Origin of the sequence: Rhodococcus sp. 27YEA15, assembly GCF_049739425.1 — a bacterium.
Lineage (GTDB): Bacteria > Actinomycetota > Actinomycetes > Mycobacteriales > Mycobacteriaceae > Rhodococcus_F.
This window is the reverse complement of record NZ_JBMHHW010000001.1, coordinates 3,635,781-3,648,742: the sequence shown is the minus strand read 5'-3', so window position 1 is coordinate 3,648,742 and position 12,962 is coordinate 3,635,781. Positions and strand designations below refer to the sequence as shown.

The window sequence follows — 12,962 nt, the reverse complement described above, 5'->3', positions numbered from 1 at the left end:
CTTGCACGGGGCTTGCACGAGGCATACGCACCACGGGGCTTACACGAGGCATACGCACAGAGCCTGGCGGCCCTGTGCGCCTTCTCACCTGATCCAGAAGGTCAGGCCGAGATCGGGCTCCGTGTGCGCCGTCACGTTCCATTCCGGCTCACCGCTGCGAAGACCGGTGGCCAGAACCTCCTGCGCGACAAGATCGTGATGCTCCTCCAGCGCGTCGACGGTGTCGACGTCCGTGGCGACGAACCGCACCTCGATACGATCCGAGATGTCCAGACCTGTCGACTTACGGGCCTCCTGGACCAGCCGGATCACGTCTCGGGCGCGACCGGCCCGGCGTAGCCGCGGCGTCAGGGCCAGATCCAACGCCAGTGTCGCACCGCCCTCGTACGCCACCGACCAGCCGTCCCGCGGTGTGCGTGTGACGACGACTTCGTCAGCCGAGAGCGACACGCGCTCCCCGTCGACGACGACGTGTCCGACGCCCGCGGCCAGGTCGCGTTGCAGGGCGGCCGCGTCCGCCGCGGCGATTGCCTTCGCAATGTCCTGCACGCGCTTGCCGAACCGCTGACCCAGGGGCCGGAAGTTCGCCTTGGCGGTGGTGTCCACCATCGAATCTTCAGCGCCCGCCGTGCCTGCGGCGCCCTCGATGCCCAGGACCACCTCGACGTTCAGTTCGGCCGCTATCTCGGCCAGTAGCGCCGGGTCCAGCTCCGCGAAGCCGGGTCCCGACGCCAGTGCCCTCGACAGCGGTTGTCGGATCTTGATCCCCGACTCGGCCCTGGCGGTCCGCCCGAGTTCGACGAGTTTGCGCGCCAACCCCATCTGCCGCTCGAGCGAATCGTCGATCAGATCGTGATTCGATTCGGGATACGCGGCCAGATGCACGGACTGCGCGGCGGCAGGCTCCGTTGACGCGATCAGGTCCTGCCATACCCTTTCGGTGACGAACGGGGTGATCGGTGCCATGAGCAGTGTGAGGGTGCGCAACGCCTCGTGCAGGGTGGCCAAGGCAGCCGAGTCGCCGCTCCAGAAGCGACGGCGGTTTCGACGCACGTACCAGTTGGACAGGTCGTCGACGAACGCGGCGAGGAGTCTGCCCACCGTTTGAGGGTCGAACGCCGACATGGCCGTGTCGACCTCGCGTACCAGCACGTTCAGCGTCGACAGCAGCCAGCGGTCCGTCACCGTCCGGTCCCGGGGCTTCGGGTCGGCCGCCGAGGGTTCCCACCCCGCCGCCCGACCGTACAGAGCTTGGAACGCCACGGTGTTCCAGTACGTCATCAGGACCTTGCGGACCGCGTCCTGCAGCGTGCTGTCGCCGACACGCCGGTTGGCCCACGGCGAACCGACGGCAGCCATGAACCACCGAACCGCGTCGGCCCCGTGCTTGTCCAGCAACGGCATCGGCTCCAAGATGTTGCCCAGATGCTTGGACATCTTGCGGCCGTCTTCCGCCACGATATGCCCGAGGCAGACCACGTTCTCGTAGGCCGATCGGTCGAAGACCAGAGTGCCCACCGTCATCAGCGTGTAGAACCAGCCGCGGGTCTGATCGATGGCCTCGGCGATGAACTGAGCCGGATATCTGTTTTCGAAGAGCGCTCCGTTCCGGTGCGGGAACCCGAATTGCGCGAACGGCATCGAACCCGAGTCGTACCACGCGTCGATGACCTCCGGAACGCGTGTCGACGTTCTACCGCAACGGCATTCGAATGTCACCTCGTCGATGTACGGGCGGTGCGGATCGAGAGTGGAGAGGTCGCGTCCGGCCAGCTCGCCGAGTTCGGACAGCGAGGCGACGCAGGTGAGGTGATCGTCCGGGCAGCGCCAGATCGGCAGCGGCGTCCCCCAATACCGTGATCGCGACAGAGCCCAGTCGACGTTGTTGGTCAGCCAATGACCGTATCGGCCGTGTTTGATCGACTCCGGCTGCCAGTTGGTGCGTTCGTTCTCGCGCAGAAGTTGTTCGCGCACAGCAGTTGTGCGGATGTACCAGGACGGCTGCGCGTAGTAGATCAGCGCCGTATGGCACCGCCAGCAATGCGGGTAGCTGTGCTCGTACTGCTGCTCACGAAAGAGCAACCCGCCCGCACGCAGATCCGCCACCAACGGTGCATCCGCATCCTTGAAGAACAGTCCACCCACCATGGCAACCGCAGCGTCGAAGGTTCCGTCCTTGCCGACGGGGTTGACCACCGGCAGGCCGTACGACCGGCACGTCGCCAGATCGTCCGCACCGAATGCCGGTGCCTGATGGACCAACCCGGTACCGGAATCGGTGGTGACGTAGCCGGCGAGGACGATGTAGTGAGCATCCGGTACCTCGACCAGGTCGAACGGCGGTCGATACGCCCACCGCTCCATGTCCGAGCCGAGGAACGACTCGCCCGTCCGGGTCCACCCCTCCCCGAGCGCCTGCTCGACCAGCTCGTCAGCGACCAGAAGCCGCTCGACGCCGTCCGTCGCCACGACATAGGACACATCGGGATGTACTGCCACCGCAGTGTTCGAGACGAGTGTCCACGGCGTCGTGGTCCAGACGAGAAGCGACGACGGGCCGGATACCGGCGCATCGTCGGTCAGTGGAAACCGAACGTAGACAGAGGGATCCACATCCATCTCGTATCCCTGGGCCAGCTCGTGATCCGAGAGCGCGGTCTGATCACGCGGGCACCACGGCGCTACCCGGTAGTCCTCGACCAACAGCCCCTTGTCGAAGATCTGCTGCAACGACCACCAGACCGACTCGATGTACTCCGAGTCCATCGTCCGATATGCCGAATCCATGTCGACCCAGTAGCCCATCCGCTCCGTCAACTCGGCGAACGCGTCGGTGTGGCGGGTGACCGAATCCCGGCACCGGTCCGCGAACTCCGCGATCCCGTACGCCTCGATATCCGCCTTACCGGAAAGTCCCAACTCGCGTTCGACGGCAAGTTCGACCGGCAGACCGTGGCAATCCCAGCCGGCCTTGCGGGCCACGTGGAAACCCTTCATCGTCTTGAAACGCGGAAAGAGGTCCTTGAACACCCGACTCTCGATGTGGTGGGTCCCCGGCATGCCGTTCGCAGTCGGCGGCCCCTCGTAGAACACCCACTCCGGACTGCCCTCGGTCTGCTCCAGACTGCGCGCGAAAATGCGGTGTGCACGCCAGAATTCGAGAACTTCGTGATCGAGCCCGGGCAGATCGACCTGCCCCGGTACCGCCCTGTACATTTTTTTGGTCCCCGATCGACTCGACAATGCGATCAGTGTGCCATCGCCGGCTGCTGTTCGGCCGGCCGTTTTCGGACCCGCACTGCGCACCGAGCCAGGACCAGGCGAGAACCGATTCAGCTGAACCGGGCCACCAGCGCGGCGCGATCCACCTTGCCGGGGCCGCGTAGCGGCAGGGCGTCCACCACGAACACATCGCGGGGCGCGGCAGTCGAATCCACAGTGAGCTGCGCATGTGCGCGTAACTGGGCGAGCGTCGGCGCCACACCGTCGGCGACGATCACGGCCACCACTCGCTGTCCCAGACGTGGATCGGCGAGCCCGATCACCGCGCACTCGCGAACCGCCGGATGATCGATCAGTGCAGCCTCCACCACCTGCGGCACGACAGTCAATCCGCCGGTCGAGATGGCCTCGTCGAGGCGCCCACTGATCCGGAGAACACCGTCGACCACGGATCCGGCGTCGTCGGTCCGGAACCACCCGGGCTCGGCGAACGCGGGATGATCGGGGAGCCCTCGATATCCCGACGCCAACATCGGCCCGCCCAGCAGCACCCGACCGTCGTCGATGCGGATCTCGGCTCCGGCCAACGGGATTCCGTCGTACACGCAGCCGCCCGCGGTCTCGCTCATGCCGTAGGTTCGAACCACGGTGACACCCGCCGCAGTGGCCCGGGCCAATACCGGGGCCGGCGTCGCCGCCCCGCCGAGCAGAACGGCGTCCAGTGACGCCAACGCCTCGACCGCGCCCGGATCACCGAGCGCCTTGATCAGTTGAGTCGGCACCAGTGACGTGTACCGGCGCGGTCCGCGCATCGCCGACACGGCGGCAGGCAGCGCCGCTGGATCGAAGCCGTTCGTGACGTCGACGACCACCGGTTCGGTGCCGACCGAGGCGCTGCGAAGAAGTACCTGCATACCCGCGATGTGATGCGTCGGCAGAACCAGCAGCCAGGAGCCGGGTCCACCGAGGTGTTCGTGCGTCGCTTCGCCGCTCGCGCGGAGTGCGGCGGCGGTGAGCATCGCGCCCTTCGGGACTCCGGTGGTGCCCGAGGTGGCAACCACCAGGGCGATGGCGTCGTCGACGGGTTCACCCGGACGCAAGGCATCGGACAGTCGCGCGATTTCGCGAACGTCGTCGGCCGGAACGGGAAGAACGGCGTCCTGGTGACCGTCGAGGATGGCGGCGATCTGCGGCAGGACGTCGAACACGGCCCGACCGCCGGGCATCTTCAGGGTTCGAAGGCTGTTCACTGATCGTCCGGTCCGGCCAGCGGCCAGCCGCCCGCGGACAGGTGATCCCGAACCCGATCCACATCGGACTCCAACGGCATCTCGTTGGTGATCTTCGTGATGAGGACCGCGATGTCGGTCTTGCCGATGGGCAGATCACCGTCCTCGATCAACGCGTCCGCAACCGCGTCGACCTCGGACTCCGACAGTCGGCGCGTCAACAACGCGAACAACGGGATGTAGTCCTGCTCCGGAACGCCGTTGGGATAGCCGGCCCGCAACCAGCCGACTATCGACGAGAGGAAGGGCGGAAGGGCCATCGTTCAGCCCACGTCTCGGGTTTCGTCGTCCGCATCCTCGGTGACCGGCCACCCACCGGCGCGCAGTCTCTCGGTGACGCGGTCGACGTCGCTCTCGGACGGCTCCTCGTCGATGACACCCGCGATGATCGAGCGAATCGTGTCGTAGTCGACGTCGCGATCGGGCACCTCGTGGGCGGATTCGACGGACAGCGTGACAACCTGCTCGATCTCTTCGTCGGTCAGGCGCCGACGTAACACCGCGAGCAGTGCGAAATGATCTTTGTCCGGAATTCCTTCCGGGTACCCGGCGCGCAGCCAGTCGAGCACGCTGCGCAATGAATACTTGCTCAAAATCCTCGGCCTCGTTCTTCGTGTCTATGCGGAATGTGGGTGTGCCCTCGTATACCGGTCTTCGACGGCGGGCCGGTCAGAAGACGTGAATGCCGAACGTACTGGCCAGGAAGTTCTTCATCAACAGCAGTATTCCAGCGAATACCGTCACGAGCACGACAGCGAAGCACAGGTACGCCACAGTTCGGCCCAGCGGCGTCGGGGCATCGGGGCCGCCTGCGGTGCGCAGACTCAGGGACTTGATGCCCAGGGCGAAGATCGCGGGCAGACCGGCGCCGAAGAGGAGGCCGACCGCGACAACCTGCCAGAGCGATTCGAGAGTATCGGTGATCAGATGCATCCGAGCTGCTCCTGTCAGGGGTTTCGAGTGGATTCGGTGGACGGCTCGGCATCAGCAACGGGGGACACCTCGGACTCGTCCCATTCCGCGGTGACGTTGCCTGCGTCCACCGGCTCCCGGCGGGACCGGACGTACATGTAGATCGCGAACAGGACGAGCGCGGCGAAGACGATCAGAACTCCGGCGAGGCCGCCGATGAAATGTGCGATCGCCCAGCAGATCGCACCCACCACGGCCGCCGACGGCAACGTGATCAGCCAGGCGGCCACCATACGTCCGGCAACGGACCACCGTACTTCCGCGCCCTTGCGCCCGATACCGGTACCGAGAATCGATCCGGTGGCGACGTGTGTCGTCGAGAGGGGGAGACCGAGATGGCTGGAGGTGAGGATGATCGCCGCCGACGACGCCTCGGCCGCGAGTCCCTGCGGTGCGGCGATTTCGACCAGACCCTTGCCGAGGGTGCGAATGATCCGCCAGCCGCCGAGATAGGTGCCCAGTGCGATGGCGACCGCGCAGGCGAACTTGACCCAGAACGGCATTTCCGTCTCCGCGGTGATGGTGCCGTGCGCCACCAGCGCGAGGAAGATGACGCCCATCGTCTTCTGGGCGTCGTTGGTGCCGTGCGCGAGGGAGATCAGCGAGGCGGTGCCGATCTGTCCGAACCGGAAACCGCGCTCACGCTCGTCCTCCTTGACGGAGGCGGTGATGCGGTAGACCAGCTTGGTGCCGACACCGGCGACCAGCGCGGCGACGACGGGTGCGAGAACTGCCGGAACCACCACCTTGGTCAGCACACCACCCCACTCGACGCCCCCCATGCCGATGGAGGCGATGGCGGCACCGATGAGGCCGCCGAACAGGGCGTGCGAGGAGCTCGACGGCAATCCGAGCAGCCAGGTCACGAGGTTCCAGATGATGCCGCCCACCAGGCCGGCGAAGACGATCAACAACAGCGACTGTCCGTTGACCGCACTGAGATTGACGACGCCCTTGGCGACGGTCGCCGCCACTTCCACCGACAGGAACGCGCCGATCAGATTCAAGATCGCGGAGAGTGTGACCGCGGCTTTCGGTTTGAGTGCTCCGGTGGCGATGGACGTGGCCATCGCGTTGCCCGTGTCGTGAAATCCATTCGTGAAATCGAACGCGAGGGCGGTGACAACCACCACCAGGAGAATTACGAGCTCTGCGGTCACGACATGAATTGTGCGTATCGGACGCGTAAATGTACAGCGACCGAGATGTGAACGGGTGGTGTCGAAGCACGCACTTTGCGCGTGGGCTGCGAAGCTGCGAAATCAGGTGTGATCGGCACCACGGACGACGCCCGTTCGTGGTGCCGGTCCACTCACTCCGACGGGGGCCGCGAGTCCCGTCTGATCGGATGGTCCGCCGGCACTTGCACCATCACGATCGGGGTGCCGTCCGGATCGGCTATCCACATCTCGTGCAGACCCCACGGCTCCTGTCTGGCTTCCCGCACGATCTTCACGCCGGCGAGGACGAGCTCGGTCTGCGCCGCGGTCAGATCCCGGACCTGCAACCAGAGGGAACCACTGAAACCCTGACGGTCGGAATACCCGTGGGTCGCGATCTCGATCAGGCTCTGACCTGCGAAGAAGACAGTGCCACCTGGGTATTCGCGAGAGATTGCCAAGCCTAGGGTGTCGCGGTAGAAGCTCAGGGTCAGTTCGTAATCGCTCGGGCGCAGGATGGTTCTGCTGCTCAGAATCTCCACTACTCGTCCTTAGCTGCCGTGTCGGACATGTCGGTGGTAACCGTCTCAGAAATACCAGGGGTACGGGGACCAGTCCGGATCACGCTTTTCGAGGAACGAATCGCGGCCCTCGACCGCCTCGTCCGTCATGTAGGCCAGCCGGGTGGCCTCACCGGCGAACAACTGCTGCCCCACCAGCCCGTCGTCCTGCAGGTTGAAGGCGTATTTGAGCATTCGCTGCGCCTGAGGCGACTTGCCGTTGATCTTCCGGGCCCATTCGATGGCGACGTTCTCGAGGTCGTCGTGATCGACGACCTTGTTGACCGCGCCCATCCGGTGCATCTCCTCGGCGGTGTACGTATCGCCGAGGAAGAAGATCTCGCGTGCGTACTTCTGGCCGACCATCTTCGCCAGGTACGCACTGCCGTAGCCGCCGTCGAAACTTCCGACATCGGCATCGGTCTGCTTGAAACGTGCGTGCTCGCGGCTGGCCAACGTCAGATCGCACACGACGTGCAGGCTGTGCCCGCCGCCCGCCGCCCAGCCGTTCACCAGGCAGAGGACGACCTTGGGCATGAAGCGGATCAGTCGCTGGACCTCGAGGATGTGCAGGCGTCCGGCACGGGCCTTGTCGACGGTGTCCGCGGTCTCGCCCTCGGCGTACTGATAGCCGTTGCGGCCGCGAATGCGCTGGTCGCCGCCCGAGCAGAACGCCCAGCCACCGTCCTTCTCGCTGGGGCCGTTTCCGGTCAACAGAACCGCGCCCACATCCGAGGTCATCCGGGCGTGATCGAGCGCGCGGTACAACTCGTCGACCGTGTGCGGGCGGAACGCGTTGCGTACTTCCGGGCGGTCGAAGGCGACCCGAACGGTGCCTTGATCGACATGCCGGTGATACGTGATGTCGGTGAGATTCTCGAAACCGGGAACGGGGCGCCAGAGCTGCGGGTTGAAGGTCACCTCAGACACCATAGAGGCAGTACCGCCTCGGCTGCGCGGACACCTGCATCGGTACACGTTCTCGTTGGCGCTAACGTGCTGCTCATGAGCGAACACATCGCAGACGATCCGAGCGCCGCGGCAGCCGACGACAGTCGGGGTGGGGTTCCCCGATTCGAGCCCGAGGCACTCTTGATCGCCCTCCTCGACGGGCAGCCCTGACATGTTTCCCACCGCCGAAGAACTGATCGCCGACGCAGTGGTCGTCAGCCTCCCGATGCGGGTGCGCTTTCGTGGCATCACCACCCGCGAAGCACTGCTCGTCCACGGTCCGGCCGGATGGGGGGAGTTCGCGCCGTTCGCCGAATACGACGATGCCGAGTCCGCGCACTGGCTTCGCGCCGGAATCGAAGCGGCCTGGCTGGGCCCACCGCCCGCGCGGCGCACCGACGTACCGATCAACGCCACCGTCCCGGCGATCGCCGCCGCCGACGTCCCCGCGCTGCTCGCACGGTTCCCCGGTGCGAGAACCGCGAAGGTCAAGGTGGCGGAGAAGGGACAAACCCTCGCCGACGACGTTGCCAGGGTCGACGAGGTGCGCCGACACATCCCCAACGTGCGCGTGGACGCCAACGGAGGCTGGAGTGTCGACGAGGCGATCACCGCGCTGCGCGCGCTCACCGTCGACGGCGACCTCGAGTACGCGGAGCAACCCTGCGCGAGCGTCGAGGAACTGGTCCGAGTTCGCAACGCGGGGACCGGTGTGCGGATCGCCGCCGACGAGAGCATCCGACGCGCGAGTGACCCGCTGCGCGTGGTGCGAGCCGGGGGAGCGGACGTCGCCGTCGTGAAAGTTCCACCGCTCGGTGGGATGCGTGCCGTCGTGGCGCTGTCTTCGCAACTGGGCGAGTACGGGGTGCCGGTGGTGGTGTCGAGTGCCCTCGACACCGCAGTGGGCATGTCGGCCGGATTGGCGGCTGCTGCAGCCCTGCCCGAGCTGCCGTTCGCATGCGGTCTCGGCACCGGTGGATTGTTCGTCCGGGATGTCGCGATCACCCCGGACGCAATCGAGGGTGCTTTGTCCGTAAGGCCGGTCGAACCCGATCCGTCGCTGGTCGGAGCCCTGACGGCGTCACCGGAGCGTCGTCGGTGGTGGCTCGACCGAGCCCGCAGGTGCCATCGGATACTCGCCGAGAACGTGCCGCGTGATTTCGTATAAGGTCGGGCCCTACCTGATGAATGTCAGTGCAAAATGAAGGGATCGAAAGTGGTTGCAGCTCTGAACGAAACCCTGCTCCAGGAATCACGGGTTCCCGCGGTCGTCGCGGACGTGCAAGCCTTGATCGACGCAGAGGTTTCGGATAAGTCGGGGGCCTCAGGGTTGACTCTCAAGACCGGCTACGGCGCGGTCAAGAAGGTGAGCCCGTCCATCGTTCCGGACGCCGTGACCGCTCTTCTGCCGGCTTTCGTGTCGAAGCTCGAGCCGTACTGGCAGGAGTTCTCCACCTCCGGTGGAGCCAGCTTCGCCGAGTTCATCACCGCTCGCGGTGACGCGGTCTCCGATTCGCTCCTCGAAGTGACGGACGAGCGCATCGAAGGCAGTAACAAGTCGGGCGTCAAGACCGTGTACTCGAAGCTGCGTGGTTCGGCGAAGAAGCACGTGAGCGCGGCTCTGCCGCGTCTGGGCGAGCTGATCCAGAAGCACGCCGGATAGGAATCTCCTGCGATGCTCGAGCGGCCCGGAACATGTTCCGGGCCGCTTTTGCGTCTTCATGCATCTCGTTGCTCACATCTCATGGCACCGCCTGGTTACTTGGCGTAACTTTAAAGTTATAGTTCGTAACCAACGAAAGTGTGAACACGATGACCGAGAGAGCCGGCGCGATCGAGTACGTAGATGTCGAGGGCGGACGAATCGCCTACGAGGTGACCGGAGACGGTCCGCTGGTGGTCTTCTCGCCCGGCATGGGTGACATTCGCAGCACCTATCGATTCCTCGCCCCGCTGATCGTCGCCGCCGGATATCGCGTGGCCTGCGCCGATCTGCGTGGGCACGGCGATTCGACCACCGGTTGGGATTCGTACACGCGCACCGATACCGCGGGTGATCTCGTGGCAATCGTTCGAGCGCTGGGTGGCCCGGCCGTGATCGTCGGACAGTCGTTCTCCGGTGGCGCGGCAACCATCGCTGCCGCCACCAACCCCACAGTGGTGACCGCGATCGTCGAGATCGATCCGTTCACCCACTCGCCCGAATTCAGTGCGGCCGCGCTGCTGCGTAACGCGCCCTACCGTCGGGGCGCGTTCCGGTTGGGGCGCTTCCTTCTCACCGGACGGGTCTCGGCGTGGTCGAGCTATCTGGAGTCGGCCTATTCCGGCCGCACACCGGCCGACTGGGACGGATGGCTGCCCGTTCTGCACGCCAACCTGTCCGAACCGGGACGCGTAGCTGCCGTCCGCGAGATGGCGATGGCCAAGCCGTCCGATGCCGCCGCCAAACTTGCCGACGTGCAATGCCCGACCCTGGTGATCATGGGAGCCGACGACGCGGACTTCGTGGACCCGGAATCCGAGGCGGCGACAATCGTCGACCTGCTACCGGCCGGACTGGGCAGCTACCGGATGATCGAACATGCCGGCCACTACCCGCACGCCCAGTACCCCCACGAAGTCGCCCAGGCGCTGCTGCCGTTCCTCGCGGAGCACCACCGTGCCTAGGGCCGGGTTGAGCACGACCGAGGTAGTGGTGGCAGGAGCTCGACTCGCCGACGAGTCGGGTCTCGGCTCGGTCAGCCTCGCCGCGTTGGCCGACCGTCTGGGCGTCAAGGCACCCGCGCTGTACAAACACGTCGACGGCATCGGTGACCTGCAACGACGAATCGCGACTCTGGCGATGAGCGAGATGGGCGACGCGGTGCGCGACGCCCTGCAGGGCAAGTCGGGGGCTGACGCCGTCGCGGCACTGTTCACGGCGCTGCGCTCGTACGTCGACCGGCATCCAGGGCGCTACGGCGCCACCACCGCAATGCCGTTTCTGGGCGACGGCGATCCGTTCCTCGTTGCCGCCACCCGCCTGATCGACTCCATCAGAGCGGCCCTGTCCGGGTACGGCATCCCAGCCGCACAGCTCGATCACGCCATCCGCACGATGCGCTGCATGATTCACGGCTACGCGATGCTCCGCGCCGCCGACGCCTTCCAGTGGGACGGTGATCTCGACGACAGCGTCGACTGGATGATCCGGTTCGTCGATGCCGGAATGTCCGCAGTCGGTTCGGCAACCCGAAGCCTGCCGTCTCGCGGTATCGGACCGTCGTGACGTTCCGATCTCAGCCGGCGGCGTGTCCGTGGCGCCAGAACCCGGTGAACGTGATGTTCGACTTCGCGAACTGACGGTCGTTCACGAGATGCCGTCGCAGTCCGGTGGTCAAAGCCTGCTCGCCGGCGACGAACGTGTAGGAGGTGCCCGTGGGAAGTTCCGCTGCTCGCACCGTCTCGAGTGCGAGGACGCCCGGTACCGCGTCGGCGTCCGTCCGAACGAGCCAGTGCACGTTCACCCCGGCCGATTCCGGCACGTCCTGCTTGTCGTCGTCGTGCGCGATCTCGAGGAACACCTCCGCGCGCAGATCGGCCGGCGCCGACTCGAGGATCCCGATCACCGCAGGCAGTGCGCTCTCGTCACCGACGAGAAGCTGCCAGGTGGCGTCGGGCGTGGGGTTGTAGATGCGGCCCTCGTCGAGGAGCGCGACCCGGCCGCCTTCGGTCGCGGCGTTGGCCCACGCCGACGCCGGTCCGGAGTCGCCGTGGTGCGCGAAGTCGATGTCGATCTCGGTGCGGTCTCCGAACAGACCGGAACCGGCGGGCCGGTAGGCGCGGATCGTGTAGTTGCGCACCACCGGGCGGGTGTCCTTGGACATCATCAACCATTGCGCGTACCAGAGGTTGCTCGCTGCGCTCGGCAGTCGCAGTTCGGTCTGACCGGCCTGGGGGAAGAAGAACCGGAACCAGTGATCGGCACCCATCGGCGCCACCGAGGAGAGTTGTTCGCCTGCGATGGTCACCCGGACGAAGCCGGGACTGATGCGCTTGCTCGCCACCACCTCCGCTTCCACGATGGTGCGTGAGGCCGGCTTGACGTACTTGGCGCGCTTGGCCATGACTCGTTCTCCCTGATCTGCTGCATCGGACAGCCTGTTATCAGGTAAGGCTAACTTGCTTCGGTCGGCTTGGGTGGTGCCGTCGGTCTTTCCAACTCGATCACCGCAGGTGGCAGGCCCCACTCCCGCCGGCCCAGTCGGCTCAGCGGAGCCACCGCCGCGGAATCCGGCAGACCGTCCGCCGCGAGAACCTCCGACCGCACCGCCACGGTCACCACGTCACCCATCACGACGAACGAGTTCCCGACCTCGATCACCCGGTGGAGGGTGCACTCGATCGCGATCGGCGAATCGGCCACCCGAGACGGTCTCACCCGCTCACTCGGCTCGCGTCGAATCTCGAGCTCGGTGAACTCGTCGGCATCGGCGTCGAAGTACGCGGCACTGTCGTTCACCAGAGCCTGCAAAGGGACGGATGCGACGTTGATCACGAATTCGCCGGTCGCTTCGATGTTGCGCAGACTGTCCTTGCGGCCCACCGACGTGAACTGCACGACAGGTGGTTCGGAACTTGCCACCGTGAAGAAGCTGTACGGGGCCAGATTCGCGACCCCGTCCGCCGACACCGTCGACACCCAGGCAATCGGACGCGGCATCACCGACGCCGTCAGCAGCCGATAGAAACGACTCGGTGTCAGCTCTGCCGGATCGAAGAGTGCGCGCACCCCGTCCATGGTGCCGCACACACCGCCCCTTGGCTAT

Annotated in this window: 14 protein-coding genes; 4 read left to right on the top strand and 10 right to left on the bottom strand. The window is 65.8% G+C overall.

Translation table 11 applies throughout. The features are described from left to right. Positions 1-84: 84 nt before the first annotated feature. From ileS to ABH922_RS16920, 8 genes are all read right to left on the bottom strand, one after another. Positions 85-3,216: an isoleucine--tRNA ligase gene (gene ileS, locus ABH922_RS16955; RefSeq protein ID WP_424808012.1), complete on the bottom strand. Its 3,132-nt coding sequence runs from the start codon at positions 3,214-3,216 to the stop codon at positions 85-87. Positions 3,217-3,332: 116 nt separating this feature from the next. Further along, a complete protein-coding gene (menE, locus tag ABH922_RS16950) occupies positions 3,333-4,448 on the bottom strand; it encodes an o-succinylbenzoate--CoA ligase (RefSeq protein ID WP_424809703.1) in 1,116 nt (371 codons plus the stop codon). Between the two features lie 20 nt (positions 4,449-4,468). Beyond that, positions 4,469-4,771, bottom strand: coding sequence for a DUF3349 domain-containing protein (locus tag ABH922_RS16945; RefSeq protein WP_424808011.1), 303 nt, complete (start codon positions 4,769-4,771; stop codon positions 4,469-4,471). Between the two features lie 3 nt (positions 4,772-4,774). Beyond that, positions 4,775-5,104, bottom strand: coding sequence for a DUF3349 domain-containing protein (locus tag ABH922_RS16940; RefSeq protein ID WP_424808010.1), 330 nt, complete (start codon positions 5,102-5,104; stop codon positions 4,775-4,777). A 76-nt stretch (positions 5,105-5,180) separates the two neighbouring features. Continuing rightward, positions 5,181-5,444: a hypothetical protein gene (locus ABH922_RS16935; protein ID WP_424808009.1), complete on the bottom strand. Its 264-nt coding sequence runs from the start codon at positions 5,442-5,444 to the stop codon at positions 5,181-5,183. Positions 5,445-5,458: 14 nt separating this feature from the next. Further along, a complete protein-coding gene (locus ABH922_RS16930) occupies positions 5,459-6,643 on the bottom strand; it encodes an anion permease (RefSeq protein WP_424808008.1) in 1,185 nt (394 codons plus the stop codon). Positions 6,644-6,795: 152 nt separating this feature from the next. Beyond that, complete coding sequence (locus ABH922_RS16925) at positions 6,796-7,185, bottom strand: VOC family protein (protein WP_424808007.1); 390 nt, start codon at positions 7,183-7,185, stop codon at positions 6,796-6,798. Positions 7,186-7,230: 45 nt separating this feature from the next. Beyond that, positions 7,231-8,124 (bottom strand): 1,4-dihydroxy-2-naphthoyl-CoA synthase, encoded by an 894-nt coding sequence (locus ABH922_RS16920; protein ID WP_424808006.1) that lies wholly within the window; start codon positions 8,122-8,124, stop codon positions 7,231-7,233. A gap of 202 nt (positions 8,125-8,326) precedes the next feature. Between ABH922_RS16920 and ABH922_RS16915 the strand changes: the two genes are divergently transcribed. The 4 genes from ABH922_RS16915 to ABH922_RS16900 all read left to right on the top strand — a co-directional run bounded on the left by ABH922_RS16915 (position 8,327) and on the right by ABH922_RS16900 (position 11,422). Beyond that, the gene (locus ABH922_RS16915) at positions 8,327-9,322 is read left to right on the top strand and encodes an o-succinylbenzoate synthase (protein ID WP_424808005.1); all 996 of its coding nucleotides are present in this window, start codon (positions 8,327-8,329) and stop codon (positions 9,320-9,322) included. Positions 9,323-9,370: 48 nt separating this feature from the next. After that, positions 9,371-9,817 (top strand): DUF6918 family protein, encoded by a 447-nt coding sequence (locus ABH922_RS16910; protein ID WP_424808004.1) that lies wholly within the window; start codon positions 9,371-9,373, stop codon positions 9,815-9,817. A gap of 149 nt (positions 9,818-9,966) precedes the next feature. Continuing rightward, complete coding sequence (locus ABH922_RS16905; protein ID WP_424808003.1) at positions 9,967-10,821, top strand: alpha/beta fold hydrolase; 855 nt, start codon at positions 9,967-9,969, stop codon at positions 10,819-10,821. Continuing rightward, complete coding sequence (locus tag ABH922_RS16900) at positions 10,814-11,422, top strand: TetR/AcrR family transcriptional regulator (RefSeq protein WP_424808002.1); 609 nt, start codon at positions 10,814-10,816, stop codon at positions 11,420-11,422. The genes ABH922_RS16905 and ABH922_RS16900 overlap by 8 nt, the downstream gene beginning before the upstream one ends. A 10-nt stretch (positions 11,423-11,432) precedes the next feature. On the opposite strand, the gene ABH922_RS16895 is transcribed toward ABH922_RS16900, so the two are convergent. Together ABH922_RS16895 and ABH922_RS16890 are read right to left on the bottom strand one after the other, a co-directional pair. After that, complete coding sequence (locus ABH922_RS16895; RefSeq protein WP_424808001.1) at positions 11,433-12,260, bottom strand: siderophore-interacting protein; 828 nt, start codon at positions 12,258-12,260, stop codon at positions 11,433-11,435. Positions 12,261-12,310: 50 nt separating this feature from the next. After that, positions 12,311-12,925: a flavin reductase family protein gene (locus ABH922_RS16890; protein ID WP_424809702.1), complete on the bottom strand. Its 615-nt coding sequence runs from the start codon at positions 12,923-12,925 to the stop codon at positions 12,311-12,313. Between the last annotated feature and the right edge of the window lie 37 nt (positions 12,926-12,962).